This window comes from Streptomyces sp. NPDC047061, assembly GCF_040643955.1.
Lineage (GTDB): Bacteria > Actinomycetota > Actinomycetes > Streptomycetales > Streptomycetaceae > Streptomyces.
The window spans coordinates 23,356-49,190 of record NZ_JBEYVI010000045.1; the positions used below are offsets into that span (position 1 = coordinate 23,356).

At 70.6% G+C, this 25,835-nt stretch carries 26 protein-coding genes; 19 read left to right on the plus strand and 7 right to left on the minus strand.

Annotated features, from left to right (window positions below):
- Nucleotides 1-29: 29 nt before the first annotated feature.
- Nucleotides 30-947, plus strand: coding sequence for a dihydropteroate synthase (locus ABZ887_RS41925; protein WP_361302458.1), 918 nt, complete (start codon nt 30-32; stop codon nt 945-947).
- Between the two features lie 101 nt (nt 948-1,048).
- On the opposite strand, the gene glgX is transcribed toward ABZ887_RS41925, so the two are convergent.
- Nucleotides 1,049-3,220 (minus strand): glycogen debranching protein GlgX, encoded by a 2,172-nt coding sequence (gene glgX / locus ABZ887_RS41930; protein ID WP_361302580.1) that lies wholly within the window; start codon nt 3,218-3,220, stop codon nt 1,049-1,051.
- Nucleotides 3,221-3,557: 337 nt separating this feature from the next.
- On the opposite strand from glgX, the gene ABZ887_RS41935 reads away from it, so the two are divergent.
- From ABZ887_RS41935 to ABZ887_RS41965, 7 genes are all read left to right on the plus strand, one after another.
- Nucleotides 3,558-4,793, plus strand: coding sequence for an Ig-like domain-containing protein (locus ABZ887_RS41935; protein ID WP_361302460.1), 1,236 nt, complete (start codon nt 3,558-3,560; stop codon nt 4,791-4,793).
- A gap of 211 nt (nt 4,794-5,004) precedes the next feature.
- Complete coding sequence (locus ABZ887_RS41940; protein WP_361302463.1) at nt 5,005-6,189, plus strand: Ig-like domain-containing protein; 1,185 nt, start codon at nt 5,005-5,007, stop codon at nt 6,187-6,189.
- Between the two features lie 21 nt (nt 6,190-6,210).
- The gene (locus tag ABZ887_RS41945) at nt 6,211-6,978 is read left to right on the plus strand and encodes an enoyl-CoA hydratase-related protein (RefSeq protein ID WP_361302466.1); all 768 of its coding nucleotides are present in this window, start codon (nt 6,211-6,213) and stop codon (nt 6,976-6,978) included.
- Nucleotides 6,979-7,267: 289 nt separating this feature from the next.
- Nucleotides 7,268-7,771 carry an ATP-binding protein gene (locus tag ABZ887_RS41950; RefSeq protein WP_217547724.1) on the plus strand — a complete coding sequence of 168 codons (504 nt, stop codon included), beginning with the start codon at nt 7,268-7,270 and terminating at the stop codon, nt 7,769-7,771.
- A gap of 149 nt (nt 7,772-7,920) precedes the next feature.
- A complete protein-coding gene (locus tag ABZ887_RS41955; RefSeq protein WP_361302471.1) occupies nt 7,921-8,679 on the plus strand; it encodes a polysaccharide deacetylase family protein in 759 nt (252 codons plus the stop codon).
- Nucleotides 8,679-9,869, plus strand: coding sequence for a hypothetical protein (locus tag ABZ887_RS41960; protein WP_361302474.1), 1,191 nt, complete (start codon nt 8,679-8,681; stop codon nt 9,867-9,869). The genes ABZ887_RS41955 and ABZ887_RS41960 overlap by 1 nt, the downstream gene beginning before the upstream one ends.
- Before the next feature lie 77 nt (nt 9,870-9,946).
- Entirely contained in the window at nt 9,947-10,555 is a 609-nt protein-coding gene (locus tag ABZ887_RS41965; protein WP_361302477.1) for an ADP-ribosyltransferase, read from the plus strand.
- A 3-nt stretch (nt 10,556-10,558) separates the two neighbouring features.
- Here ABZ887_RS41965 and ABZ887_RS41970 read toward each other — a convergent pair whose 3' ends face one another.
- Nucleotides 10,559-11,197 carry a GNAT family N-acetyltransferase gene (locus ABZ887_RS41970; RefSeq protein WP_361302480.1) on the minus strand — a complete coding sequence of 213 codons (639 nt, stop codon included), beginning with the start codon at nt 11,195-11,197 and terminating at the stop codon, nt 10,559-10,561.
- 64 nt (nt 11,198-11,261) lie between these two features.
- Here ABZ887_RS41970 and ABZ887_RS41975 point away from each other — a divergent pair, with 64 nt between their 5' ends.
- Both ABZ887_RS41975 and ABZ887_RS41980 read left to right on the plus strand, forming a co-directional pair.
- A complete protein-coding gene (locus ABZ887_RS41975; RefSeq protein WP_361302483.1) occupies nt 11,262-12,176 on the plus strand; it encodes a MerR family transcriptional regulator in 915 nt (304 codons plus the stop codon).
- A 47-nt stretch (nt 12,177-12,223) separates the two neighbouring features.
- A complete protein-coding gene (locus ABZ887_RS41980) occupies nt 12,224-12,436 on the plus strand; it encodes an EF-hand domain-containing protein (RefSeq protein WP_089098659.1) in 213 nt (70 codons plus the stop codon).
- Between the two features lie 62 nt (nt 12,437-12,498).
- Here ABZ887_RS41980 and ABZ887_RS41985 read toward each other — a convergent pair whose 3' ends face one another.
- Both ABZ887_RS41985 and ABZ887_RS41990 read right to left on the minus strand, forming a co-directional pair.
- Entirely contained in the window at nt 12,499-12,633 is a 135-nt protein-coding gene (locus ABZ887_RS41985; protein WP_361302487.1) for a hypothetical protein, read from the minus strand.
- Nucleotides 12,630-14,333 carry a 2-isopropylmalate synthase gene (locus tag ABZ887_RS41990; RefSeq protein ID WP_361302490.1) on the minus strand — a complete coding sequence of 568 codons (1,704 nt, stop codon included), beginning with the start codon at nt 14,331-14,333 and terminating at the stop codon, nt 12,630-12,632. The genes ABZ887_RS41985 and ABZ887_RS41990 overlap by 4 nt, the downstream gene beginning before the upstream one ends.
- Nucleotides 14,334-14,543: 210 nt before the next feature.
- On the opposite strand from ABZ887_RS41990, the gene ABZ887_RS41995 reads away from it, so the two are divergent.
- On the plus strand, nt 14,544-15,281 hold the full coding sequence (locus ABZ887_RS41995) for an FCD domain-containing protein (RefSeq protein WP_361302493.1): 738 nt from the start codon (nt 14,544-14,546) through the stop codon (nt 15,279-15,281).
- A 37-nt stretch (nt 15,282-15,318) separates the two neighbouring features.
- The gene (locus tag ABZ887_RS42000; protein ID WP_361302496.1) at nt 15,319-16,017 is read left to right on the plus strand and encodes an NAD(P)-binding domain-containing protein; all 699 of its coding nucleotides are present in this window, start codon (nt 15,319-15,321) and stop codon (nt 16,015-16,017) included.
- A gap of 37 nt (nt 16,018-16,054) precedes the next feature.
- On the opposite strand, the gene ABZ887_RS42005 is transcribed toward ABZ887_RS42000, so the two are convergent.
- Both ABZ887_RS42005 and ABZ887_RS42010 read right to left on the minus strand, forming a co-directional pair.
- On the minus strand, nt 16,055-16,615 hold the full coding sequence (locus ABZ887_RS42005; RefSeq protein WP_361302499.1) for a glycoside hydrolase family 25 protein: 561 nt from the start codon (nt 16,613-16,615) through the stop codon (nt 16,055-16,057).
- Between the two features lie 98 nt (nt 16,616-16,713).
- Nucleotides 16,714-17,757, minus strand: a complete 1,044-nt coding sequence (locus tag ABZ887_RS42010; protein ID WP_361302502.1) for a phosphatidylinositol-specific phospholipase C domain-containing protein — start codon at nt 17,755-17,757, stop codon at nt 16,714-16,716.
- A 151-nt stretch (nt 17,758-17,908) separates the two neighbouring features.
- On the opposite strand from ABZ887_RS42010, the gene ABZ887_RS42015 reads away from it, so the two are divergent.
- From ABZ887_RS42015 to ABZ887_RS42025, 3 genes are all read left to right on the plus strand, one after another.
- Nucleotides 17,909-18,835: a PfkB family carbohydrate kinase gene (locus tag ABZ887_RS42015; RefSeq protein ID WP_361302505.1), complete on the plus strand. Its 927-nt coding sequence runs from the start codon at nt 17,909-17,911 to the stop codon at nt 18,833-18,835.
- A gap of 233 nt (nt 18,836-19,068) precedes the next feature.
- On the plus strand, nt 19,069-20,214 hold the full coding sequence (locus ABZ887_RS42020) for a hypothetical protein (RefSeq protein ID WP_361302508.1): 1,146 nt from the start codon (nt 19,069-19,071) through the stop codon (nt 20,212-20,214).
- Nucleotides 20,215-20,424: 210 nt separating this feature from the next.
- Nucleotides 20,425-20,742: a winged helix-turn-helix domain-containing protein gene (locus ABZ887_RS42025; RefSeq protein ID WP_361302511.1), complete on the plus strand. Its 318-nt coding sequence runs from the start codon at nt 20,425-20,427 to the stop codon at nt 20,740-20,742.
- 3 nt (nt 20,743-20,745) lie between these two features.
- On the opposite strand, the gene ABZ887_RS42030 is transcribed toward ABZ887_RS42025, so the two are convergent.
- A complete protein-coding gene (locus tag ABZ887_RS42030; protein ID WP_361302514.1) occupies nt 20,746-22,083 on the minus strand; it encodes a cation:proton antiporter in 1,338 nt (445 codons plus the stop codon).
- A gap of 254 nt (nt 22,084-22,337) precedes the next feature.
- Between ABZ887_RS42030 and ABZ887_RS42035 the strand changes: the two genes are divergently transcribed.
- The 4 genes from ABZ887_RS42035 (at nt 22,338) to ABZ887_RS42050 (ending at nt 25,816) form a co-directional block, all read left to right on the plus strand.
- Nucleotides 22,338-22,685: an ArsR family transcriptional regulator gene (locus ABZ887_RS42035; protein ID WP_361302517.1), complete on the plus strand. Its 348-nt coding sequence runs from the start codon at nt 22,338-22,340 to the stop codon at nt 22,683-22,685.
- The gene (locus ABZ887_RS42040) at nt 22,685-22,951 is read left to right on the plus strand and encodes a hypothetical protein (RefSeq protein ID WP_361302520.1); all 267 of its coding nucleotides are present in this window, start codon (nt 22,685-22,687) and stop codon (nt 22,949-22,951) included. The genes ABZ887_RS42035 and ABZ887_RS42040 overlap by 1 nt, the downstream gene beginning before the upstream one ends.
- Before the next feature lie 116 nt (nt 22,952-23,067).
- Nucleotides 23,068-25,377, plus strand: coding sequence for an MMPL family transporter (locus ABZ887_RS42045; RefSeq protein ID WP_361302523.1), 2,310 nt, complete (start codon nt 23,068-23,070; stop codon nt 25,375-25,377).
- A 220-nt stretch (nt 25,378-25,597) separates the two neighbouring features.
- A complete protein-coding gene (locus ABZ887_RS42050; RefSeq protein ID WP_361302526.1) occupies nt 25,598-25,816 on the plus strand; it encodes an MbtH family NRPS accessory protein in 219 nt (72 codons plus the stop codon).
- The last annotated feature ends 19 nt before the right edge of the window (nt 25,817-25,835 follow it).

The window sequence follows — 25,835 nt, forward strand, 5'->3', positions numbered from 1 at the left end:
CGCGGGCGGTCGTACTGGAATGAGGTCGGATGATTTCCCTTGCTCAATTGATGGATCTGGCGCGGCGATTCGAGGGTGATCTTTCCTTACCCGTGGAACCACTTCGAGTGGGGGATCGGGTAATCGACGTCGACACCACCCCCGCCGTCATGGGATGCGTCAACCTCTCTCCGGACTCCACCTATCGGGAGAGCGTCGCTACCTCGACCGAGTCCGCTGTCAGAAAAGGTCGCATCCTCGCCGCACAAGGGGCCGACATCGTCGACATCGGCGCCGAGTCAAGCAATCCCCGCACCGCGCAGGTCTCCGTGCAGGAACAGGTGGCCGCCTTGGTGCCGGTCGTGAAGGGGCTCGCCTCGGAAGGCATCGCCGTATCGGTCGAGACCTACGAGCCCGCCGTTGCCCGGTCGTGCCTGGACGCCGGGGCACTCGTGGTCAATTACTCCGGCGGGCCGGCATCGGACGGTGAGATGTTCCCGGTGCTGGCCGACCACGAAGCGACAGTGGTCCTGTGCCATGTCGAAGGGAAGAACTCCCGGGACGTGCACGCCAAGGGCATCGACCACGATCCCGTCCCCAGGATGCTCGACCACTTCGAGAGGCGTGTGGATCACGCTCGCTCGGCCGGGGTCGACCGAATCGTCATCGACCCCGGGATCGGCTTCTCCCACGACCGGCACATATCCGCTGACGCCCGTGTTCACTATCAGGGCCGTGCCCTCTTGAACACGTTCCGGCTTCGACGGATAGGTCTTCCCATCTGCCACTCCTTGCCGCATGCCTTCAGTCTCTTCGAGGACGAGTTCCGAACCGCCGAAGGCTTCTTCACAGTTCTGGCGCATCTAGGGGGAACAGGCGTCTACCGTACTCACGAAGTTCCCCGGATAAGGGCGATACTGGCTGCTCTCCGAGCACTCGGCCCTCAATCCTTCGCTCCCAGAGCCTAGCTCGGGTACGGGAGAAGCCCGGCGGGAGCCGGGCCGTCCGGGGCGTCAGGATCAGGGCGCTGATTTTATGCGCCCGAAACGCTGCCCCAGCCGGCCACTCGTCAGTCGGCCACTCTGAGGAAGAGCACCGCCCGCCCCTGGACCGTGATCACCGTCCCCGCCTCGTGCACCACCCCCGGTGCCTCCGCCTGTTCCTCCCGTCCCGTGTCCACCAGGACCTCGTAGCGTTCCGCCCACGGCGGGCCCGGCAGGGTGAACTGGGTCGGGTGGTCGCCGGCGTGCAGGACGGTGAGGAAGCTGTCGTCCAGGATCGGGGCGCCCCGCTCGTCGCGGCCGGGGATGTCGCGGCCGGAGAGGTACATGCCGAGGGTGGCGGCGGGGGCGTACCAGTCGCGTTCGGTCATCTCCTCGCCGTGCGCGGTGAACCAGGCCAGGTCGCGCAGGCCGTCCGCCGAGTGCGCGCGCCCGGAGAAGAAGGCGCGGCGGCGCAGCACCGGGTGGCGGTGGCGGAGCCGGACGAGGCGGGAGGTGAGGTCGAGGAGCGGGCGCCAGGCGGGGTCGTCCAGCAGGCTCCAGTCCAGCCAGCTGATCTCGTTGTCCTGGCAGTAGGCGTTGTTGTTGCCGCGCTGCGTGCGGCCCAGTTCGTCGCCGGCCACCAGCATGGGGACGCCCGTCGAGAGGAGAAGGGTGGTGAGGAGGTTCCGCAACTGGCGCCGGCGCAGGGTCCGTACGTTCTCGTCGTCGGTCTCGCCCTCCGTCCCGCAGTTCCAGGAGCGGTTGTCGCCGGTGCCGTCCCGGTTGTCCTCGCCGTTGGCCTCGTTGTGCTTGCGCTGGTACGACACGAGGTCGCGCAGGGTGTAACCGTCGTGCGCGGTGATGAAGTTGACGGAGGCGTAGGGGCGGCGGCCGCCCCAGGCGTAGAGGTCGCTGGAGCCGGAGAGGCGGTAGCCGAGGTCGCGCACGTCCGGCAGGGCGCCGCGCCAGAAGTCGCGGACGGCGTCGCGGTAGCGGTCGTTCCATTCGGTCCAGAGAGGTGGGAAGGCGCCCACCTGGTAGCCGCCCGAGCCGACGTCCCACGGCTCGGCGATCAGCTTCACCCGGCGCAGCACCGGGTCCTGGGCGATGACGGCGAGGAAGGGGGAGAGCATGTCGACGTCGTGCATCGAGCGGGCCAGCGCGGCCGCGAGGTCGAAGCGGAAGCCGTCCACGCCCATCTCCGTGACCCAGTAGCGCAGGGAGTCGGTGATGAGGCGCAGGACGTGAGGGCGGACCACGTGCAGGGTGTTGCCGCAGCCGGTGTAGTCGGCGAAGCGCCGGGCGTCGTGGTCCTGGAGGCGGTAGTAGGCCCGGTTGTCGATGCCCTTGAGCGAGAGCGTCGGGCCCAGTTCGCCGGCCTCCGCCGTGTGGTTGTAGACGACGTCGAGGATGACCTCGATGCCCGCCGCGTGCAGCGCCCGCACCATCCGCTTGAACTCGCCGACCTGCTGCCCCGTCGTACCGGAGGCGGCGTAGGCCGCGTGCGGGGCGAAGTAGCCGATGGAGTTGTACCCCCAGTAGTTCTTCAGGCCGCGCCTGAGCAGGTGGTCCTCGTGGGCGAACTGGTGGACGGGGAGGAGTTCCACGGCCGTCACGCCGAGGTTGACCAGGTGGTCGATGGCGGCCGGGTGGGCCAGGCCCGCGTAGGTGCCGCGGAGTTCCTCGGGTATCCCCGGGTGCAGTCTGGTGAAGCCGCGCACGTGCAGCTCGTAGATGACGGAGTCCGCCCACGGCGTCTTCGGGCGGTGGTCGTCGGACCAGTCGTCGTCATCGTGGACGACCACGCCCTTCGGGACGTACGGCGCCGAGTCGCGGTCGTCGCGGACGGTGTCGGCGACCTGCTGGTCCGGCCAGTCCCGGACGTGCCCGTACACCTCGGGCGGCAGCGCGAACTCGCCGTCCACCGCACGCGCGTACGGGTCCAGGAGCAGCTTCGCCGGGTTCCAGCGGGCGCCGGTCCACGGGTCCCAGCGGCCGTCGACCCGGTAGCCGTACCGCTGTCCCGGCAGCACTCCGGGGACGAACCCGTGCCAGATCTCGTGCGTGAGTTCGGTCAGCGGGATGCGGGTCTCCCGCCCCTGTTCGTCGAAGAGGCACAGCCGGACCGCCTCCGCCCCGGCCGCCCACAGCGCGAAGTTGGTGCCGGCCACCCCGTCCGGACCCACCCGGAACCTTGCGCCGAGCGGTGTCGACGCCCCCGGCCACGCCGACGGGACGGGAAGCGGCGTCCCGTTCACCGCACGGCCGTTGGCCTCGGGGCCGTCCACCGCCGGGCCGTCCACCCTCGGGGCCCGCGCCCGTGCCCCCTGCTGCTCGGCTGCGCTCGTCACCTGTCGGCCCCTTATTCGTGTCCCGCGGCTCGCCGACCACCGGGGCGCACGCACCCGCGTCCGAGCGGCCGACGGCGCCCGGACTCCCGGTCCCGGGCACGGTCGGCGGCTCGCTACGGACGTGCCCGCGACGGCTCTCCCGCGGGCACGGCGGCTCCCCAGCTCGTCGTCCTTCCCTCTGTTCTGCCCAGTGCCGGGGTCGCACTCACGTTTCCCAGGGGCATGCCCGCTCGTTGAGCCGCACGTGAGGCATGCACAAGGGCGCGCACGGCGCGCGGGGGCCGCATTGGCGGCGGTACTGACATGGACGGGGCTGCTCGCGGGAGCCGCCGGCTGCTCCTCGGACGACACCGGCGCACTGGGCGTCGGCCACGTCCTCGGCGGCAAACCCCCGGCCCCCGAGGACGTCATCCGCATCACCCCGGACGACGGCACCAAGGCCGTACGGCCCGACGGACGGCTGACGGTACGGGTGGCCCACGGCCACCTGGAGTCCGTCAGCGTCGTCAGGTCCCAGGACGCCCAGGACTCCCCGGTCCCCGGGCACATCGCCACGGACGGCAGGACCTGGCGGCCCGACGACCCGAAACTGGCGCTCGCCGCCAAGTACTCGGTCGACGCGGTCGCCGTGGACGGCGAGGGCCGCCGCTCCGCCCGGCACACCACCTTCACCACGCTCGTCCCCGACGAACGCTTCATCGGGTACGTCACCCCGGAGAACCGGGCCACCGTCGGCACCGGCATGATCGTCTCCCTCGCCTTCAGCCGCGACATCGAGGACCGCGCCGCCGTCGAACGCGCCGTCCAGGTCACCGCCAAGCCCGCGGTCGAGATCCGCCCGCACTGGTTCGGCAAGAACCGCCTCGACTTCCGCCCCGCGCACTACTGGCAGCCCGGCACGGTCGTCACCGTCGGCCTCGGGCTCCGCGACGTCGAGGGCGCCCGCGGCGTCTACGGCCTGCAGTACAAGACGTTCACCTTCACCGTCGGCCGCAGCCAGGTCTCCCTCGTCGACGCGGCCGCCCACACCATGCAGGTCCGCCGGGACGGCGCACTGCTCGCCACCGTGCCGATCACCGCGGGGGCGCCCGAGCACACCACCTACAACGGGAAGATGGTGGTGATGGAGATGCACGACGTGACCCGCATGAACAGCCGCACGGTCGGCTTCGGCGGCGAGTACGACATCCCCGACGTCCCGCACGCCCTCAAGCTCACCGACTCCGGCACCTTCCTGCACGGCAACTACTGGGCGCCGGACGCCTTCGGCCACGTCAACGTCAGCCACGGCTGCGTCGGCCTGCGTGACGTGAAGGGCGGCGGCTCGGACACGCCCGCGGGCTGGTTCTACGACCGCAGCCTGATCGGGGACGTGGTCGAGGTCGTCAACAGCAAGGACAAAACGGTCTCTCCCGACAACGGCCTCGGAGGGTGGAACATGGGATGGAAGGAGTGGAAGGCGGGCAGCGCGGTCAAGTGACCAGGTAGGGGCGGGTCGGCGGGGGCGGGAAGTTGCGACGCAACGGTGACATTCGCCCAACACCAACCTCAAAACCCTGCGGTTAATATGCGCCAGAGCGCGCGCCTGACGCGCCGGGGTGGGCCTGACCAGGCCCTGGGAGGGGAGAACCACTTTGAACGAGCGGCCGATATCGGGGGCGTCGGTTCGGGGGACGCGGAGGAAGCAGGGAATGGCGGTCGTCGCCGGTGTCCTGCTGATGGCCGTCACCGCCTGCGGTGGCGGCTCCTCCTCCGGCAAGGGGGCGGACGAGGGCAACGCCAAGGCCAAGGACTCCACCACCCAGGCCGGCAAGCAGTCCGTGGCCACCGTCAGCATCAGCCCCAAGTCCGGCGCGACCGGCGTGGACACCAGCGGGGCACTCAAGGTCAGCGCCGCCAAGGGCAAGCTGACCGACGTCGACGTCGAGGACGCCAAGGGCAAGAAGATCGACGGGGCGATAGCCGCGGACGGCGCCAGCTGGACGCCCTCGACGCACCTCGCCAACTCCACGAAGTACACGGTGCACGCGGTCGCGAAGGACGCCGACGGCCGTGAGTCGGCGGAGGACTCCAGCTTCACCACGCTGACCCCGAAGAACACGTTCGTCGGCTACTTCACGCCGGAGGACGGTTCCACGGTCGGCGTCGGCATGCCGTTCTCCGTCCACTTCACCCGGGGCATCACCGACCCGGACGCGGTCGAGAAGGCGATCACCATCAAGACCGAGCCGGCGGTCGACGTCGAGGGCCACTGGTTCGGCAACGACCGCCTCGACTTCCGCCCCGAGAACTACTGGAAGTCCGGCACGAAGGTCTCCGTCTCCCTCAACCTCAACGGCGTCGAGGGCCGTGACGGCGTGTACGGCGAGCAGGCCAAGACCGTGAAGTTCACGATCGGCCGCAACCAGGTGTCGATCGTCGACGCCAAGAAGCACACGATGAAGGTCATGCAGGACGGCAAGGTCGTGAAGACCCTCGCGGTCACGACCGGCAAGCCGGGCTACGACACGTGGAACGGCCAGATGGTCATCAGCGAGAAGCTGCGCGTGACGCGGATGAACGGCGAGACCGTCGGCTACGGCGGCGAGTACGACATCAAGGACGTGCCGGATGCGATGCGGCTGACCACGTCGGGGACGTTCATCCACGGCAACTACTGGGGTGGCGACGCGTTCGGCAACTACAACGCGAGCCACGGATGCGTCGGCCTTCGGGACATCCGGGGCGGGGGTGACCGGTCGGTGCCGGCCGCCTGGTTCTTCGACCACTCGATCATCGGCGACGTGGTGACGGTGAAGCACTCCAACGACCAGACGGTCTCGCCTGACAACGGGCTCAACGGGTGGAACATGTCCTGGAAGGAATGGACTGCGTGAACGCCCGCTAACCTGCGGGGCATGACTGTAACCCTCGAAGTCTCCGAAGGCGTGGGCACTCTCCGGCTGGACCGGCCGCCGATGAACGCGCTCGACGTCGCCACCCAGGACCGGATCAAGGAGCTGGCGGGAGAGGCCACCCGTCGTGAAGACGTTCGTGCCGTCGTCGTCTACGGCGGCGAGAAGGTCTTCGCGGCGGGAGCCGACATCAAGGAAATGCAGAACATGGACCATGCCGCCATGGTTCTGCGCGCCCGTGACCTCCAGGACTCCTTCACCGCCGTCGCCCGGATCCCCAAGCCGGTCGTCGCCGCCGTCACCGGTTACGCGCTCGGCGGCGGTTGCGAGCTCGCCCTCTGCGCGGACTACCGGATCGCCGCCGACAACGCCAAGCTCGGTCAGCCCGAGATCCTGCTCGGGCTCATCCCGGGGGCCGGCGGCACCCAGCGGCTGCCTCGGCTGGTCGGTCCGTCCAGGGCCAAGGACCTGATCTTCACGGGCCGGATGGTCAAGGCGGACGAGGCGCTCGCCATCGGCCTGGTCGACCGTGTCGTGCCCGCCGCCGACGTCTACACCGAGGCGCACGCCTGGGCGGCGAAGCTGGCGCAGGGGCCGGCGATCGCGCTGCGGGCCGCCAAGGAGGCGATCGACACCGGCGTCGAGACCGACCTGGAGACGGGACTGGCCGTCGAACGGAACTGGTTCGCCGGGCTGTTCGCGACCGAGGACCGGGAGCGCGGGATGCGGAGCTTCGTGGAAGAGGGGCCTGGCAAGGCCAAGTTCCTGTGATCTTCGCCCTGCTGTGAATGTTCCGAACCGCTTGCAATTGACGCGATGTCTGATTCCGGGTCCCCCGATGGGGCGGATTATGGGAGCCTTAAGGCAACCCTAAGCCCGCCTTGTCGAGGGGGTCTGGCGATTGCCCGGAGACGGAACATCTTCGCAGGTCGGACGGGCTGTTGAGGCTTCCGAAATGCCTTCGGCATATGCCGCGAGCCCGGCATCGGGCGGAAGCTTCCCGGGGGCGTATTCCTCGGGAACGGCCCCGGAGGGTGCTCTGGGCGGCCATGATGGGGGCATGGCGGGGCTGGAGGGCATCGAACAGCCGCGGGGACACAGCCGTGCGGCCGCGGCGCGCTGGTCGCCTGCGGTCGAGGACGAGCGGGCACTCAAGGCGATCGAACTGTTCGGCAATCCCACGGACGCGGAGGTTCCGCTGCCGTCCCGCCCCGAGTCCGCGGCCACCGCCCGCCGGCTCGCCCAGGTCGTCGTTCTCCGCCAGTGGCGGCTCAGTCCCAAGATGACGGAAGACGCGGTTTTACTCGTCTCGGAACTGGTGGGCAACGCCGTACGGCACACGGGAGCCCGGGTCTTCGGCCTCCGGATGCGCCGCCGCCCCGGGTGGATCCGGGTGGAGGTACGCGATCCGTCGCGCGGACTGCCCTGCCTGATGCCGGTTCAGGAGACGGACATCAGCGGCCGCGGCCTGTTCCTGGTGGACAAGCTGTCGGACCGGTGGGGCGTCGATCTGCTGCCGAGAGGCAAGACGACGTGGTTCGAGATGCGGGTGGCTGATCGATAGAGGCCCAGTGAAGCGCGCCCCAAGGGGGCGCGGGGCTGTATCGATGTGCGGCTGCCGCCGCGTGGGCGCGACAAGCCCCCACCGGCCTGTAATCGCAAACACAACCCTTATCGGGTCAATAGCCCACTTTCTTACTCATCCCACCTTAAATGGTGCAGGTGACCCCCACCCACCGACGCGACCTCCTCCGCGCAGGCGCCGCCTTCACCGCCGGAGGCACATTCGCCACCGGTTGCGGTAGCACCGGTACGGCCACTGCAGCACCGCCCGCCACATCCCCCACGTCACCTTCGGCCTCCCCCAAGCGGCTCCCCTTCCAGGTCACCCACGGCCCCCGCACCCGCGCCTCCGTCGCCCTCACCTTCCACGGCCAGGGCGACCCCGCGCTCGCCACCCGGCTCCTCACCACCGCCGAGCAGCACGGCGCCCACCTCACGGTCCTGGCCGTCGGCAGCTGGCTCGACGCGTACCCCGCCATGGCCCGCCGCATCCTGGACGGCGGCCACGACCTGGGCAACCACACCCAGCGGCACATCTCCATCAACGCCATGGCGGAGGCGGACGCCCGCAAGGAGATCACCGACTGCGCGGACCGCCTCAAGCGGCTCACCGGATCGATCGGGAGCTGGTTCCGCCCCTCCCGGGCGCCGACCGCCTCCCCGCTCGTCGCCCGGCTCGCGGCCGAGGCCGGCTACCCGCACGTGCTGTCGTACGACGTCGACTCGCTCGACTACACCCGGCCCGGCGCGCCGGCCATCACCCGCAAGGTGCTCGCGGAGGTCACCGGCGGCTCGGTGGTGAGCATGCACTTCGGGTATCCGGACACGGTCGCCGCCCTCCCCGCCGTCCTCGAAGAACTGCACCGCCGTGGACTGCGCGCGGTCACCACCACGGAGCTGCTCAGCTGATGCGAACCACGAACGCCGCCCGTCTGCTGTCCGCCGGTGCCGTCCTCGCCGCCCTGGCGCTGCTGCCCGCGTGCAGCGGCGGATCCGAGGGCCCCGCGGCACCGGCCGCCACCACCGCGGCCGTGCAGCCGCCGGCGAAGAAGGTGGAGCCGGTCGCCGTCGGGCTGCCGGGCATGCCCCCGGTCCTCGACCCGAAGGACGTGTACGCCGCCGACCGCCCCGGCAACCTGTCACCCGTGGTCAAGGGCTTCCCGTCCCTGGTCTACGTCCCGAACACCAACTCCGACACGGTCTCGGTCATCGACCCGAGGACGTACAAGGTGATCGGGACCATCCGGGTCGGCCGGCAGCCGCAGCACGTCGTGCCGTCCTGGGACCTGAAGACCCTCTGGGTCAACAACGACCTGGGCAACAGCCTCACCCCCATCGACCCGCGGACCGGCCGGGCCGGCAAGCCGGTTCCCGTCCACGACCCGTACAACCTGTACTTCACGCCCAACGGCAGGTACGCGATCGTGATGGCGTCCAACGACCGTCAGCTGGTCTTCCGGGACGCGCACACCATGAAGACCGTCAAGGCCGTCCCGGTCGGCTGCTACGGGGTCAACCACGCCGACTTCTCCCTCGACGGCCGGTACTTCATCGTCTCCTGCGAGTTCAGCGGCGAACTGCTCAAGGTGGACACGGAGAAGATGGAGGTGCTCCGCCACGAGAAACTGCCGTTCCACGGCGCCATGCCGCAGGACGTCAAGGTCTCGCCGGACGGCAAGCGGTTCTACATCGCCGACATGATGGCCGACGGGGTGTGGATCCTGGACGGCGACGCCTTCACCAAGCCGACCTTGCTGCCCACCGGGAAGGGCGCGCACGGGCTGTACGTCAGCCGGGACTCCCGCGTGATGTACATCTCCAACCGGGGTGAGGGCACCATCTCCCTCTTCGACTTCACCCGGAACCGGCTGACCGGGAAGTGGCGGCTGCCGGGCGGCGGCAGCCCCGACATGGGCGGGGTCTCGGCGGACGGCAAGGTGCTGTGGCTGTCCGGCCGGTACAACTCCGAGGTGTACGCCATCGACACCCGCACCGGCACCGAACTGGCCCGCATCCGCGTCGGCAGCGGCCCGCACGGCCTCGCCGTCTACCCGCAGCCGGGCCGCTACTCGCTCGGCCACACCGGCATCTTCCGCTGACCGCGGGCCGGTCGGACACGCCGCCGATCGAGTGACGATCCCCGGCACGCCGTCACCGAACCGACATCGTGCTGCCCATGATCACCACTCGCCTCGGGCGGCGTGCCGCTGCCGCCGTCCTGTCCCTCGCCGGCGTCCTCGCGACCACGGCCGCCGTACCGTCGACCGCGGCGCCCGCCGTCTCCGCGAAGGCCGCCGCGCCTGCCTGCCCCCAGTTCGAGGACAAGGTCAAGGCCGCCGCCGACCGCCACGTCGACGTCGACCGCATCACGCCGACCCCCGTCTGGCGCACCACCTGCGGCACCCTCTACCGCAGCGACAGCCGGGCGCCCTCGGTCATCTTCGAGGAGGGCTTCCTGCCCAAGGACGTGGTGAACGGGCAGTACGACGTGGAGCAGTACGTCCTGGTCAACCAGCCGTCGCCGTACGTCTCCACGACCTACGACCACGACCTGTACAAGACCTGGTACAAGTCCGGCTACAACTACTACGTCGACGCGCCCGGCGGCGTCGACGTGAACAAGACCATCGGTGACACCCACAAGTGGGCCGACCAGGTCGAGGTCGCCTTCCCCGGCGGGATCCTGCGCCAGTACGTCATCGGGGTCTGCCCGGTCGACAAGAAGACCAAGACCGAGATCATGGACGACTGCCAGGACAACCCGAACTACGTGCCCTGGCACTGAGCCTCAGGCCTTGAGCAGCAGCGCCTCGGCGCCGACCGGTACGTAGCCGGCCGCCCGGAACGCCCGCATGCTGCGGGCGTTCCCCGGGGCGATCTGTGCCCACAGGGGTTCCGCGGCGAGCTGCCGGGCGGCGGTCAGCAGGGCCCGGCCCAGCCCCCGCTGGCGTACCCCCTCGTCCACCTCCAGGGAGACCTCCAGACGTCCCGCGACGCCCCGGCCCAGCACCAGCACCCCGCCGTCCGCCGCCCAGGCGCGGACCTCGTCCCGGCGGGCCCGGGCGTAGGCGACCCGGGAGTGGTCGGGGCCGGTGAGCTCGGTCAGGGGCAGGTCCGGGCGGCCGGGCAGCGGGTCGGCCACCAGCAGCGCGTCGATGGTCTCCTGCTCGCGGCCGGTGCGGTCCATCAGGGCGGTGAGGAAGCGCGAGTTCATCGTGGCGGCCAGCGGGTCGCTGGGGGTGGCGCGCAGGGTGTCGTACACCCACTCCGGGTCCTCGTCGACGAAGACGACCGAGTGGGCGGTGAAGGAGAGGACGCCCGCGTCCCGCGGGGACGGCTGGGGCACGACCGTCGTACGGCCGTCGGGCGGCGGGAAGACACCCCGGGCCGCCGCGTCCAGAATGTCCCGCAGGCTGTTCTCCGCCACCGTGCTCCTCGACTCCCCGGGACTCCTTGAGTCTCCACCCACTGGAAGGCCCACACTCGCAGACGTGATCGAAGACAGCACCGGACTTTTCACCATCGGCGAGCTGGCCAGGGCCACCGGGCTGACCGTGCGCACCATCCGCTACTGGTCCGACGAGGGTGTGCTCACCCCGGTGACCCGGTCGCCGGGCGGCTACCGGCTGTACGACGCCGGGTCGTTCGCCCGCCTGGAGCTGATCCGCACCCTGCGCGAGCTGGGGCTCGGCCTCGGGCACGTGCGTGCGGTGCTCTCCGGCGAGCAGACCGTGGCCGAGGTCGCGGCCGCGCACGTGGCGGCGCTGGACGCGCAGATCAGGTCGCTGAAGGTGACCCGTGCGGTGCTGTCGACGGTGGCGCGACGTGGTTCGAACGCGGAGGAGATGACGCTCATGAACAAGCTGGCGCGGCTGTCGGCGGCCGAACGGAAGCGGATCATGGAGGAGTTCGTGGCGGAGCTGTTCCACGGGCTCGACGCCGTGGACCCGGCCATCGAGGAACGGATGCGCTCCATCGCGGTCGACCTGCCGGAGGAGCCCACCAACGAGCAGGTGGACGCCTGGGTGGAGCTGGCGGAGATGGTCCAGGACCCGGAGTTCCGGGCGCAGATGCGGCGGGTGGTCGAGTTCAACGCGGCGGACCAGGGAGGCTCCGCCGGTTCCGGGCGGTCCATGTGGTTTCCCATGCGGCTGGTGCAGCTGGGCGGGGAGGCCCTGGAGCGGGGCGTCGCACCCGAGTCGCCGGAGGCGGAGGCCATCGTGCGGGAGGTGCTGGGGAGCGGGGACCTGACCGCCGTACTCGAACGGATGGAGTCGGCGTCCAACGACCGGCTCGCCCGGTACCGGCAGTTGCTGTGCGAGGTGAGGGGTACGGGGCCCGCGGCCGCACACCGTGCGGAGTTCGCCTGGGTGGTCGCCGCACTGCGCGCTCGCGCGGCCGGTTAATCTGACCTCCGTCAACAGGCAGTAAAGCGTACGAAGGGGCGGATCCGGTGGCGGACATCGAGGAAGCACGCAAGCAGTTCGAGCGGATCGATACGGACGGTGACGGCGTCATCACCGCGGCCGAGTTCAAGACCGCCCTGGCGCAGGGGGGCGACTGGAACGTGACCGACACGGTCGCGGAGGCCATCATCAAGACCCGGGACCTCAACGGTGACAAGGTCCTGTCGTTCGACGAGTTCTGGGCCTACCTGAGCAAGTAGGCGCCAAGAGCGCAGGGGGCCCGCCGGACCGCGGGCCCCCTTTCCCGTGCCGGGGGCGGCCCTCACGCCCCGGTCTCGACGCGCACGGTCCAGCGGCCGCCGTGCCGTTCCAGGGTCAGTGACAGGCCGAAGCACGTGCCGACCCGGTCACCGGTGAGGACCACGTGCACGTCGTCCGCGTGCAGTACGACGCTCATCGCAGCGCGGCCCGGTTCACCGCGGACAGCACCGCGCCCACCGAGGCGGCGAGCGGGGAGGGATCCTCCGCCGCGCCCCAGACCGCCGCCGCACCGTTCACCCGGCACTCGGCGAAGCGGTACGGCCCGCTGCCGGTGACCTCCAGGATCTCCGTCGCGTGTCCGGCGCCGGCCAGCGCGTCGGCGAACGCGGTGAGCGGGCCGGAGCCGGTGCCCTCGTGGTCGCCGCTGCGGTCGGCCGTGCGCAGGGTGCAGACGAAGCGGTGCCGGCCCGGTGCCTCCTCGTGCACCGACCAGGAGTCCAGCCGGACCTCGCCGCCGGTGCCCTCGGACAGGTAGGCGGTGCGGAAGAGGTCGTACAGCTCCTTCGGCACGGCCTCCCGGCCGCTCGCGTCCGTCACCTCCTGGACGAGGCGGGCGAACTCGGGGCGCATCCGCTCCGGCAGGTCGACGTCGTGGTGGGTGCGCATCAGGTACGCCGAACCTCCCTTGCCCGACTGTGAGTTGACGCGGATCACGGCTTCGTACGTCCGGCCCAGGTCCGCCGGGTCGACCGGCAGGTAGGGGACGGACCAGGGGGCCCGGGCCTCGGGCACCCCCGACTCCGCCGCCCGGCGGGCGTGTTCCTCGAACCCCTTGCCGATCGCGTCCTGGTGGGTGCCGGAGAACGCGGTGTGGACGAGCTCGCCGGCGTAGGGGTGGCGCGGGTGCACGGGGAGCCGGTTGCACTCCTCGACGGTCTCCCGGACCGCGTCGATGTCACCGAGGTCGACCATGGGATCGACCCCCTGGGCGAACAGGTTCAGCGCGAGGGTGACCAGGTCGACGTTGCCGGTGCGTTCGCCGTTGCCGAACAGGCAGCCCTCCACCCTCTGGGCGCCGGCCAGCACGGCGAGTTCGGCGCAGGCGACCCCGGTGCCGCGGTCGTTGTGCGGGTGCACGGAGAGGATCACCGAGTCACGGCGGGCGAGGTGGCGGTGGGCGTACTCGATCTGGTCGGCGTAGACGTTCGGGGTGGCGATCTCGACGGTCGCCGGGAGGTTGTGGGTGACCGGCCGGTCCGGGCTCGCGTCCCACAACTCGCTGAGTCCGTCGCAGAGTTCGAGGACGAAGTCGGGCTCGGTGAGGTTGTAGGTCTCCGGGGAGAACTGGAAGCGGATGCCGGGCGCGTCCCCGGCCCGGCGGGCCATGTGCGCGGCCGCCTCGCGCACGGTCCGCCACACCTCGGCGCGGCCGCGGCGCAGCACCACCTCCCGCCACACCGGAGAGGTGGCGATGTAGAGGTGGACGACGGCCCGCTCCATCCCCTCGACCGCCTCGAAGGTCCGGTCGATCAGGTCCCGCCGGGCCGGGGTGAAGACGACGGGCGTCACGTCGCCGGGCACCGCACCGCTGGTCACCAGGTGCCGTACGAAGTCGAAGTCGGTCCGGCTCGCGGACGGGTAGCCGACCTCGATCTCCTTGAAGCCCAACCGGACCAGCAGGTCGAAGAAGCGGCGCTTGCGCGGGGTGTCCATCGGCTCGGCGAGCGCCTGGTTGCCGTCGCGCAGGTCGACCGGCACCCACAGCGGGGCGCGCTCGATCCGGGCGGCGGGCCAGTCGCGGCCGTCCGCCACCGGCACCCGCACCCGTTCCTGGAAGGGGCGGTAGCGGTGGTACGGCATGGGGCTGGGCTGCTGGGGATTCCACAGGAGGGTCATCGGTGCTGCTGCCTCTCGGCGCGTCTTTCGGGACGGTGACCGGCAGCACGGCGACCCGCGGCGGGGTGCCGGTCGCGTCAGGCCCCGCCGCGGCAGCCGAGAAGAAGACCGCGGAGCGTCATGACCGGTACGCTAGCGACTCCTCAGGTCCTCAGACAAGTGAGAATTCCTGTGCAGCGTGTTCGTCCGCAGAGGAGTTGGTGACACCGCATGGCCCTCGGTCCCGTCCGTCCGAGCCCCCTGGTCGAACAGGCCGCCGCCCGGCTGCGGGCGCAGATCACCGGCGGCGCCTGGCCCGTCGGCACCCGGCTGCCCGGCGAGACGACCCTGGCGAAGGAGCTCGGCGTGGGCCGCTCCACGGTCCGGGAGGCGCTGCGCGCGCTCGCCGGGGCCGGGCTGGTGCAGCCCCGGCAGGGCTCGGGCGTCTTCGTCATCGCGACCGAGGCCGCCGAGGACTGGCCGACGCGGCTGCGCCGGGCCGCGGTGACCGACGTGTACGAGGTCCGGACGGCGGTCGAGGTGCACGCGGCCCGGCTGGCCGCGGAGCGCCGTACGGCCGAGGACGTGGCGGCGATCGAGGCGGCGCTGGCGGACCGCCGGGCGGCGGGGAGTGCGGACGACGCGGCCTTCGTCGACGCCGACATCGCCTTCCATGCGGCCGTGGTCGCCGCCGCGCACAATCCCGTGCTCACCGATCTGTTCGCCGAGTTCAGGCCGGTGCTCCGGGACGGGCTGATCGAGCTGCTGGCCCTGACCGGACTGCGCACCGCCGACCCGGACACCGGGGACGCGGCCCACGAGGCGCTGGCACGCGCGGTGTCCGAGGGCGACGCGGAGGCGGCGGCCGCGGTACTGCGGGCGGAGCTGGCGGATCCGTTCGGCGGCCGGCCGGTGCCGTCGCGGGGGCCGGAACCGGGGCCTCACCCGGTCGGCCCTGCCGCGGAATAGGTCGTGCGCGCCCGGGGTTGTCGCCGCACAGCAGCGTATGCATGCAAGTGCATGGACTCTCGAAAGGCGTGTCATGAAGATCGGCATCATCGGGGCGGGCAACATCGGCGGCAACCTCACCCGGCGGCTCACCGCCCTCGGCCACGACGTGTCCGTGGCGAACTCGCGGGGCCCCGAGACGCTCGCCGCGCTGGCCGAGGAGACGGGAGCGACGGCGGTACGGGCCGAGGAGGCCGCGCGGGGCGCCGAGGTCGTGGTGGTCACGGTCCCGGTGAAGGCGGTCCCGAGCCTGCCGTCCGGCCTCCTGGACGGCGCCGCGGACAACGTCGCCGTGATCGACACCAACAACTACTACCCCCGCGAGCGGGACGGCCGGATCGCCGGCATCGAGGACGAGGGCATCACCGAGAGCCGCTGGACCGAGCGGCAGATCGGCCACGCCGTGATCAAGGCCTTCAACGGCACCTTCGCCCAGGACATCCTGGACCGCCACCTCCCCGCCGGGGACCCGGACCGCCAGGCCCTCCCGGTCTCCGGCGACGACGAGGCGGCCAAGCGGGCCGTCCGCGCCCTGATCGACGAACTCGGCTTCGACACCGTCGACAACGGCGGCATCGACGACTCCTGGCGCCAGCAGCCGGGCACCCCGGTGTACGGCCTGCGTGCGGACGTCGAGGGCGTACGGAAGGCCCTGGCGGAGGCGTCCCCGGAGCGCCCGGAGGGCTTCCGGGGCTGACGGCACCCGCAGGGGGCGTCGGGGGAGGGACGGAGGGTCAGTCCTCCTTCGACGCCCAGGCCTTGAGGGCGGCCTTGTCGGCGAAGTCGGCGACGTCCTTGTCGTGCGGGTCGCTGGTGTACTGGTGGAAGAGCCAGTCGGCCTGGATGCGCGGGTGACCGGCGCTGACGTAGTCGGCGATCCAGAGGCCGTCGCCGGCGTACGAGGTCGTGTCGACGGTGAGCCAGAAGTTGCGGTTCGTGTAGAGGATCACCTGATGGTTCGGCCGGAGTGCCTTCACCCTGCGGATGAAGGAGTCCTTCTCGGCGTTGCTCGCGTGCGTGCCGTCGCCGGTGGTCTCCCAGTCGACGGCGAGGATCTCGCCCGCCTTCTCGGGGGCGTGCTGGACGAAGTACTCGGCCTGGGCGGTGAGGTTGCCGGGCCAGAGGAAGTGGTAGAAGCCGACGACCAGTCCGGCGTCGCGTCCGGTCTTGGTCTGGGCGGCGAGCTTGGGGTTGACGTACGAACGCCCCTCCGTCGCCTTGATGAAGACGAAGGAGAGGCCGTCCGTGTCGTAACCGGAGGTCTGGTACGCGCTCACGTCGATTCCGTGCAGCATGGGGGGACTCCTGGGTGCCAGTGGGGTGACACGAGTTGCAACTGCGTATGTCCTATTCCCCGCCGCGCCGAGAGGGATCCGCGTGGGCGCGTGAATTGTCAGCTGCGGGCCGCCACCCCGTTGAGCACGGCCGCCGACTTCGTCGACCAGTCCGAGGTGATGATGCTGGCGTGGTCGGCGGCGAGCAGCGCCAGCCGGGCCGAGACCTCGGCGTCGGTCGGAGCGGTCGAGGAGATCGCCGGTGAGACGTTGTAGGCGTCCGTCATGATCAGGATGTAGTGGTTCGCGGAGTAGAACGACGTGTCGTAGCCGTTGTTCACGTACGTCGCCGCGTCCCCGTCGAAGAACACGAACCAGGGCTGGATCGAGGCGTCGTACCTGCTGGTCCGGGGATCCCCGCTCGCGGCGCCCAGTACGGCGGGGAAGGCCTGGGCCTGGGAGATGTTCCCGGCCGCGTACAGGTCCCGCAGGTGGTCGCCGTACTCCTGGTCCGTCCAGTAGTGGTCGAACGGGTTGGCCTGCTCCACCGTGCCCGGGATCACCTCGAAGATGAACTTGCCCTTGAGCTGGTCGCGGGTGGGCCAGGCGTTGGCCTTCGCGGCGGCGTCGAGCGTCGAGTACGAGGAGCCGAGCAGGTCGGCCGGCTTGTACACGCTGCTGCCCAGCTTCTGCGAGACGAGCGTGTCGAACGCGGTCGGGCCGAGGCCGATGGTCTGGTTGAACCCGACCTTCATCTCGACCTTGACGACGATGGGCGCGTGGTCCGGGTGCAGCTGCTCCCAGGCCGCCATGTTGTCCAGGCAGCTCCCGAGGTCCTGGCTGGTGGCCTGGCTGTACAACTGGCCGGGCGTGTTGGCGTATTCGCAGTTGTTGTTGTCGCCCCAGGGGTTGCTGTGGCTGACCCGCCACCGCTTGCTGATGCTGTCGACGTAGACGTCCAGCTCCAGCAGCGAGGCCCCGGAGTCCAGGGCCTGCGCCCAGTAGGTGTACTTGTCCTTCTCGTACGCGTTGTGCGTGCCGATGGCGGTGGTCTCGGAGAACTTCGCCGCGTTCAGGCCGGTGTCCGCGTGCGCGGCGGAGCCCGCCATCACGAACAGGGCCCCGGCACCCACGACCGCCGCCAGCCGTCTCAGTACGCGCATGTCCCAACTCCCTTGGGTTCGTGGTGAGTTGGCGGCAGCGTAGAAGCAGACGGTTACTGATCGGTAGCCCCTGGGGGAACATCGGCCTCCGGAACCCGCCCAGGACGCTCGGGACTCCTCGGACTCGGGAGGCCGCACGTACGCTGGGCGCATGCCGAGGCCGGAGGAGGCGCTGGTGGCGACGGGTCCGGTGGCGGGGCGGCGGCCCGCGGGCCTGTTCGTGGGGCTGTGCACCCTGGACGTCATCCAGCTGGTGGACCATGTACCGGGGCCGGACGAGAAGCTGACGGCCCGTGACCAGGTGGCCGCCGCGGGCGGTCCGGCCACGGGCGCGGCGGTGGCCTTCGGCCGGCTGGGCGGCCTGCCCCGGCTGCTCACGGGCCTCGGCTCGCATCCGCTGGCCCTGGGCGTCCGGGCGGACCTCGACGCGCTCGGCGTGCACGTCACGGACCTGGCCGCCGGGCGCGTGGACCCGCCCGCGGTGTCCTCGATCCTCGTGACCGCGTCGACCGGAGAGCGCGCGGTCGCCTCGACCAACGCGACCGGGCACCGGCTGCGGGCCCCGGCCGGCCTGGAGGAGCTGGTGGTGTCGTGCGACGTCGCCGAGTTCGACGGGCATCACATGGACCTGGCCGTCGAGGTCGCGCACGCCGCCCGTTCGGCCGGCCGCCGCACCCTGCTCGACGCGGGCAGCTGGAAGGACGGCACCGAGAGGCTGCTGGCGTCGACCGACATCGCCGTGTGCTCGGCGGACTTCCACCCGCCCGGTACCGGCACGCCCGCCGAGACCCTGGAGTTCCTCCGGGACCACGGGGTGACCTGGGCGGCGGTCACCGGTGGCGGGGCGCCGATCCGGTGGGCGGGCCCCGGCGGCGGTGGCCTCGTCGGCGTTCCCGAGACCCGCGTGGTGGACACGCTGGGCGCGGGTGACGTCCTGCACGGAGCCCTCGCCCACCACCTGAGCGGACCCGACCGCGTCGACGGGCCGGCCTTCGCGGATGCCCTGGCCCGGGCCGCGGAGGTGGCCTCCCGCGCGTGCGCCTCGTTCGGCACGCGCGCGTGGCTGACGGCGGGCTGACGGCGGGCTGAGGAGCAGGGTGACCGGCGATCAGGGGCGAACGCAGGGGGTCACGAGCGAGCGCACGGGGCCGCGGGCTCGGCCATGCCTTTCGCGTCGGCGGCCGACCGGCGTGAACACCGCTGATCAGTGTGTATAGCTCGGACGTAGCGGTTGTCCCGACACTCGCCCGAGACGGCGCGGCGCCAGGCAACACCTTCGCGTCGTCCTTCGGTTTCTCAGGGAGGACAACAGTGTTCACACGACAGTCCGGTCATGCGAGGGGCATCCGCGCCCGGCTCCGCGGGGTGTCCGTCGCCGTGGCGGCGATCGGCGCGGTCATCGGCCTCGCGGCGGGTCCCGCAGCGGCGGCCGACACCTGGACGGCGGTTCCCGACCCGGACAGCAGCCGCTGGTTCGACGCCTTCCTCGCGAACGGTGGCGACACCGTGTTCGCCCGCAGCGGCTTCTATTCCGGCGGCGACTCCGGCAGCGGCGAGGTCGCCCGGTACTGGCAGCGCAACGGCACGACCTGGACGTTGCTGCCGGCCTTCGCCAGCCAGACCGTGGAGACGAGCGACGACGACGTCTGGACGGCCACCTCGGCCAACGACTTCTGGGTGGTCGGCCAGACCGCGTCCGCGGCGACCGTCGGCAACCACTGGAACGGCACCGCCTGGGAGCAGCGTTCGCCCACCGACACGACGGTGCGGTTCCTGGACATCAAGGCCGTCTCCACCAGCGACGTCTGGGCGGTCGGAACCACCCGCTCGTCGTCCGCCTCCTCGCTCCCGGGCACGATCGGCCACTGGACCGGAAGCAGCTGGCAGGTCACCAAGATCACCCCGACCGCCGGCAGTCAGACCGAACTCACCTCCGTGTACGTGAAGTCGGCGACCGACATCTGGGCCGCCGGTGAAACGTGCACGGCCGTGGGCGGGAGCAACTGCCGCGGGTACGTCACCCACTACGACGGCACGTCGTGGACGGAAGTGGCCGTTCCGACCGGCACCGTCGGGATCGAGGAGATCACGGCCGGCCCCTCCGGCGAGGTCTGGGCCGCGGCGGGGACGAAGGTGCTGCGCTGGAACGGCTCCGCCTGGACCGGCGGGGCCGACGTGTCGGTGTCGGGTGCGTACGCGATCCGTGAACTGACCTGGGCCGGCGGGAAGCTGTACGCCGGACTCGGGCTGGACAGCGGCAGCAGCCACTCGGGAATTCTGCGCTGGACGGGGAGCGCCTGGGAACAGGTGACCCGCGTGCCCGAGACCACCGGCTACTACGTCACGAACGTGTACGAACTCTCCGGCGCCCCCGACGGCACCCTGTGGGCCGCGGGTTCGTACGTCCAGCTCTTCGCCACACCGACGTTCGCCGCGACGCTGGCGCCGGGTTCCTGAGCCACCGGGGCGCAGCGCGAACATGCACTAGAGGGAGCCTGTGAGGGGAGTCCGAATTCCCCCTCACAGGCTCCCCTTTTGTGAGAACGCTCCGCACGCCGAGTTCGGCGTGAGGTTCTGGGCGGCCCGTGGGACCTTCCTCCTGATCATTTGACAACCGCAAAGATCGTAGGCAAGTCTCCTCATGTTTCGGCCAGACAGGGGTGAGCCATGGGCAGCGAGGAGCTTCTGGCGTTACTGGCTGCCCTGGGTCATCCGCAGCGTCTGAGGGTGATGGCCGAGCTTGCCGACGGCCGGGTGTATGTCAGCGAGCTGGCCCGCCGTCTGGGCATGTCCCGGCCGCTGCTGTACATGCACCTGGAACGGCTGGAGAAGGCGGGTCTGGTGGTGGGCGCTCTGGAGCTGGGCGAGGACGGGACCCCGCTGAAGTACTGGGAACTGGTGCCTTTCGGCCTCTATCTGAACGCCGACATCATCCGCCTGGCAGTGCAGGGCGACGACGCGGCGGGGGACAAGACGGACGGATAGGGCTCATGCCCGGTCGCCGTGGGCGGCCACGTCCTGCAGGAGCTCCGGTTCGGGAACGAAGCCGGGCGCGTCGTCGCGCCCACGCAGCCGATTCAGGGCCGGTGTGGTGAGTGCCGTGGTGACCAGGGCCATCAGGACCAGCACGGTGAACAAGTCCCGGCCGATCACGCCCAGTTGGAGGCCGATGTTCAGAATCACGAGCTCGGTCAGGCCGCGGCAGTCCATCAGCGCGCCCAGCGACAGCGCATCCCGCCAGCTCTGCCCGCAGGCGCGGGCCGCCAGGGTGCTGCCGCCCCACTTTCCCAGGACGGCGACGGCGAGGACGGCCACGGCCCAGAGCCACAGGGCCGGGTCGTTGTCGAGCATGCCGATGTCCGTGCTCAGGCCGGTGGTGGCGAAGAAGAGCGGCAGCAGCAACGGGACGACGACCGTGCGCAGCCGCGTGGCGACACGCTCGATCACGAGAGACCGACGGGGCACCACCAGGCCGAAGAGGAACGCGCCGAACAGCGCGTGCAGCCCGATGCGGTCGGTGGTGAAGGAGGACAGGCAGATGCCGGTGAACAGGGCGAGGAGGACCAGCCCGTCCCGCCCGGCGCCCGGCGCGTCCGGGACGGGTCGGCCCGCATCGTTCTTCGCCGGCCGCCCCGCACCCGGCGTCCAGCGTGCGAGGGCGGGCCGGACCAGGTACAGCATGGCCGCGACGAACAAGGCTGATTCCGCCACGGTCCGGACCGGGTCGAGGGCGGAGCCGCTGTGCGAGACGGTGACGACGATCGCGAGCAGGCACCAGGCCAGGGCGTCGTTGACAGCTGCGGAGGCCATCGCCAGTGCGGCGAGCGAGGTGTGGTACATCCCGCGGTCGGTGAGAATGCGGGCCAGCACGGGGAACGCGGTGATGCTCAGCGCCACGGCGATGAACAGCACGAACGGCAGTTGTCCGACGCCGTCCGGAGCCAGGTACCCGTACATGCCGGTCGCGAGGGCCGTCCCGAGGAGCAGCGGCAGGACGATGCCGGCCTGGCTCACGACGAGCGCCGTACGGCCCAGACCGCGCAGCAGCCCCGGATCCAGTTCCAGGCCGATGAGGAACATGAAGACCAGCAGCCCCAGTTGACCGAGCGCCCCCACGTACGGGACCGAGGCCGGCGGTATCAACCAGGTCTGTCCCGCGGGCCACACCATGCCGAGCAGGGACGGGCCGAGCAGGATGCCGGCGGAGATCTCGCCGACCACCGGTGGCTGACCGATCCGGCGGGCCAGGGCGGCCCCGGCCAGACAGGCGACGATCACTGTGGGGACGGCGATCAGAAGGCCGGTCACCGGATCGGGTGCGGACACGGGCGGCTCCTCGGTTCGGTGGCGGGACCGGTCCAGGGTTGGAGGGAGGGCTATACCGGCGCTATACGGCGGCCGGATATGAGGCGGGTATAGGCGGCGCCGCGAGTATCGGAGCCCGTCGGCCCGTCCTGAGAACAAGGAGCACCCCGCGATGGGTCCGGCCCGTGGTGGCCAGGCACGCCCAATCTCTGTATGGCATGTGACAACTCGGATTGGTACCTGCTAATCTTTCTTTGCATGTGCTGGATGTTGCTATGAAAGCGCCGCTCCCGAGCGGAGACGAGCTGGTGCTCACGCTGGCGACGCTGGCCAACCCGCACCGTCTGCGGGTGGTGGCGATGCTGGCCGGCGGGCGGAAGTACGTGAGCCAGTTGGCTCGGGACATGGGGATCAGCCGTGCGCTTCTCCAGGTCCATCTGAAGAAGCTGGAGGCCGCGGGACTGGTGTCGGCGCAGCTGGAGATCTCACCTGATGGGAAAGCGATGAAGTTCTACGAGGTGACGCGGTTCTCGGTGCACCTGACACCGGAGGCGATCGCGGCCGTGGTGCCGGAGCTGACCGGTGTCGACACGACCCGTGGGGACGGGGAGGGGACTGTCTGATGAAGGCCACCGACTATCAGACCGGTACCGACTGGCAGGAAGTGTTCGGCGTCATCGGCGTCTTCCTGCTGATCACCGTGGTCCTCACGGTGATCATCTGGCAGTTCGGCGCGAACTGGCGCGCGAAGGCCGTGCTGGCCCGCGAGGAGGAGTACCGCAAGCTGGCCGAGCAGTCGCTCGCGGCCCAGCAGGAGACGGAACGCCGGCTGGCGGACATCGACGGCCGCATGGCGTCGTTGGAGCGGATCCTCAAAGAGGTCGAGTAGACGCATGACTGGGCCGTCGAGCTGCAACTCGACGACCCAGTGTTCGGAAGGCATGTCCCTCGCCGCTCGGCGAGTTTTCCCTGGATACGCTCCTCCACGCTTAAGGAGAGCAGCTCATGCTGCGCAAAGGCAAGTCAGACCGCGGGCTGCCCGCAGAAGAAGAGAGGCCGGACGCACCGCGGGTCCTGGAGCCGGTGGGACCCGCTCGTGGGGTCGTGGAGTCCGTCGCCGGATGGTCGGTCCGGCACAAGGGCCTCGCCATCGCGGGCTGGCTCGCGCTGGTGATCGTCGCCATCCTCTCCAGCGCGCTGATCGGCGGCTCCGACGCCCGGTCCACCGATCCCGGTGAGGCGGGCCGGGCCCAGCAGATCGTGCGCACCGAGGACAGCGGTGACTCGATCCGCGAGAACGTGCTGTTCCAGTCACGCGAGGCCGACGGTCCCAAGTTCACCGAGAGCAGCCAACTGCAGAGCGCTGCAAAGGACTTGGTGTCCAAGCTGCGCAGCGCGGACGCGGGGGTGCGGGACATCGGCTCGCCGCTCGGCGCCGACGGCGGGCGATGGCTGTCCGACGACGGCCGGTCGGGCCTGGTGACCTTCGAACTCGGCGGACCGCTGGAGAAGCAGAAGGAGTACTACGTCAAGGTCGTCGGCCTGCTGAAGGAAGTGCAGGACGCCAACCCGGACCTGCGGATCGTGCCGGCCGGCGACCGCAGCCTGAACGCCGTGGTCGACGACGCCATCAAGGACGACTTCAAGAAGTCCGAGGTCACCTCGCTGCCCCTCACCCTGGTGATCCTGCTCGTCGTCTTCGGCTCGCTGATCGCCGCCGGCATTCCCCTGCTGCTCTCCGCGACCGCGGTGATCGGCACCTTCGGACTGCTGCAGACCGTCGGGCACTTCGTGCCGGTCAACAGCGCCGCCTCCTCCATCGTGCTGCTCATCGGCATGGCGGTCGGCATCGACTACTCGCTGTTCTACCTGCGCAGGGAGCGGGAGGAACGGCTGGCGGGACGTGACACCCGGGACGCGCTCGCGATCACGGCCCGCACCTCGGGCCGCGCCGTGGTGGTCTCCGGCCTCACCGTGATGGTGTGCGTGCTCGGCCTGCTGTTCTCCGGACTCGATGTCTTCAAGGGCCTGACCGCCGGCACCGTGATCGTCGTGGGCATGACGGTGCTCGGCTCCGTCACCGTGCTGCCCGCGACGCTCGCCGCCCTGGGGCACCGGATCGACAGGGCCCGCATCCCCTGGCTCGGCCGGCGCAGGACCGTGGCGCGCGAGTCGCGCGTCTGGTCCTCGGTGGCCCGCACCGTGGTGCGGCGCCCCGCGCTGACAGGCGGCGTCGCCGCCCTGGTCCTGCTGCTCGTGGCACTGCCCGCGTTCGGGATGCGGCTCCAGGACCCAGCCACGACCGACAGCCTGCCGCGCAGCGTCGCCCAGGTGGACGCCGCGGTACGCATGAACGACGCGTTCCCGGGTGCCGCGAGCCCGGCCCGGGTGGCGATCGCCGCCGACGACGGCTCGAGCGCCGACACCCCCGCCCTGCGAACGGCCATCGACGCCCTGCACCAGGAGGCCGCCACGGCCGGCAGCGGCATCGCCGAGCCGATCACCTGGGTCTCCGTCGGCGACGTGGTGGTGGTGCGCGTACCGCTCGTCGGCAAGGGCACCGACGACACCTCCAACGCGTCCCTGGAGAAACTGAGGAACACGGTGCTGCCCGCCACCCTCGGCAAGGTGCAGGGCATCGACTACGCGGTCGGCGGCAAGACGGCGACGCCGTACGACTTCGCCCACCAGCTCAACAGCCGGGCCCCGGTGATCTTCGTCTTCATTCTCGCCCTGGCCTTCGTCCTGATGGTGGTGGCCTTCCGCTCCTGGGCGATCCCGCTGGTGTCGATCGTGCTCAACCTGCTCTCGATCGGCGCGGCCTACGGCGTCCTCACCTGGGTGTTCCAGAGCGGACATCTGGGGTCGCTGCTCGGCTTCACCTCCTACGGAGGCGTGGTCGCCTGGCTGCCCCTGTTCATGTTCGTCATCCTCTTCGGGCTGAGCATGGACTACCACATCTTCATCCTCAGCCGGATCAAGGAGCGCTGGGCGGGCGGCGCCGACTCGCGTGCCGCGGTCATCGGCGGAATCAGCAGCAGCGCGGGTGTGGTGAGCAGCGCGGCCGTGATCATGATCGGTGTGTTCTCGGTGTTCGTCAGCCTCTCCGCCATCGAGTACAAGATGATGGGCGTCGGCATGGCGGCCGCCATCCTCATCGACGCCACCGTCGTGCGCGGCGTGCTCCTGCCCGCCGCCATGGCCCTGCTCGGCGACCGCGCCTGGTCGCCCCGGCCCGGCAGGAACGGCAGCCGCGAAGGCGCCGCGGCGGCACCTGCCGAGGCGCAGACCCCCGAACCGGTACGTCCCGTCTGACCAATCCCCCGTTGCAGACGGGGCGTACCGCCCCACCTCACCCCTGACCGGGGGTGAACCAAGCGCTCCGGCCCGGGAGACGGCAACAGCCGGCTCCCGGGCCGGAGCGTTTGCATAGCTCCGCTATAGCCGAAGTATCGGGTCCGCGATGAGGCTCTGGACGTTGATCGCAGCGCATTCGAGAAATGCGGCATCTCCGTCTCTCACGTGAGGATCTCCGATGGCCGATGAGCGGGACGACGACCAGACCTACCACGTCGTGATCAACGACGAGGAGCAGTACTCCATCTGGTGGGCCGACCGGGAACTGCCGGCCGGCTGGCGCGCCGAGGGCACCACGGGACCGCGCGCCGCATGCCTGGCGCACATCGACGAGGTGTGGACCGACATGCGTCCGCTCAGCCTGCGTCGGCGCATGGAGGAGCGGGCCGCGCACTGAACTCCCGGCAGCGGACCTG

Excerpts from the sequence above, each read along its gene's own strand:
- ABZ887_RS41925 (WP_361302458.1), top strand. The coding sequence starts at position 30 with ATGATTTCCCTTGCTCAATTGATGGATCTGGCGCGGCGATTCGAGGGT.
- ABZ887_RS41940 (WP_361302463.1), top strand. The coding sequence starts at position 5,005 with ATGGCGGTCGTCGCCGGTGTCCTGCTGATGGCCGTCACCGCCTGCGGT.
- ABZ887_RS41945 (WP_361302466.1), top strand. The coding sequence starts at position 6,211 with ATGACTGTAACCCTCGAAGTCTCCGAAGGCGTGGGCACTCTCCGGCTG.
- ABZ887_RS41950 (WP_217547724.1), top strand. The coding sequence starts at position 7,268 with ATGGCGGGGCTGGAGGGCATCGAACAGCCGCGGGGACACAGCCGTGCG.
- ABZ887_RS41955 (WP_361302471.1), top strand. The coding sequence starts at position 7,921 with ATGGTGCAGGTGACCCCCACCCACCGACGCGACCTCCTCCGCGCAGGC.
- ABZ887_RS41960 (WP_361302474.1), top strand. The coding sequence starts at position 8,679 with ATGCGAACCACGAACGCCGCCCGTCTGCTGTCCGCCGGTGCCGTCCTC.
- ABZ887_RS41965 (WP_361302477.1), top strand. The coding sequence starts at position 9,947 with ATGATCACCACTCGCCTCGGGCGGCGTGCCGCTGCCGCCGTCCTGTCC.
- ABZ887_RS41985 (WP_361302487.1), bottom strand. The coding sequence starts at position 12,633 with ATGAGCGTCGTACTGCACGCGGACGACGTGCACGTGGTCCTCACCGGT.
- ABZ887_RS41990 (WP_361302490.1), bottom strand. The coding sequence starts at position 14,333 with ATGACCCTCCTGTGGAATCCCCAGCAGCCCAGCCCCATGCCGTACCAC.
- ABZ887_RS41995 (WP_361302493.1), top strand. The coding sequence starts at position 14,544 with ATGGCCCTCGGTCCCGTCCGTCCGAGCCCCCTGGTCGAACAGGCCGCC.
- ABZ887_RS42000 (WP_361302496.1), top strand. The coding sequence starts at position 15,319 with ATGCATGCAAGTGCATGGACTCTCGAAAGGCGTGTCATGAAGATCGGC.
- ABZ887_RS42005 (WP_361302499.1), bottom strand. The coding sequence starts at position 16,615 with ATGCTGCACGGAATCGACGTGAGCGCGTACCAGACCTCCGGTTACGAC.
- ABZ887_RS42010 (WP_361302502.1), bottom strand. The coding sequence starts at position 17,757 with ATGCGCGTACTGAGACGGCTGGCGGCGGTCGTGGGTGCCGGGGCCCTG.
- ABZ887_RS42015 (WP_361302505.1), top strand. The coding sequence starts at position 17,909 with ATGCCGAGGCCGGAGGAGGCGCTGGTGGCGACGGGTCCGGTGGCGGGG.
- ABZ887_RS42025 (WP_361302511.1), top strand. The coding sequence starts at position 20,425 with ATGGGCAGCGAGGAGCTTCTGGCGTTACTGGCTGCCCTGGGTCATCCG.
- ABZ887_RS42035 (WP_361302517.1), top strand. The coding sequence starts at position 22,338 with ATGAAAGCGCCGCTCCCGAGCGGAGACGAGCTGGTGCTCACGCTGGCG.
- ABZ887_RS42040 (WP_361302520.1), top strand. The coding sequence starts at position 22,685 with ATGAAGGCCACCGACTATCAGACCGGTACCGACTGGCAGGAAGTGTTC.
- ABZ887_RS42045 (WP_361302523.1), top strand. The coding sequence starts at position 23,068 with ATGCTGCGCAAAGGCAAGTCAGACCGCGGGCTGCCCGCAGAAGAAGAG.
- ABZ887_RS42050 (WP_361302526.1), top strand. The coding sequence starts at position 25,598 with ATGGCCGATGAGCGGGACGACGACCAGACCTACCACGTCGTGATCAAC.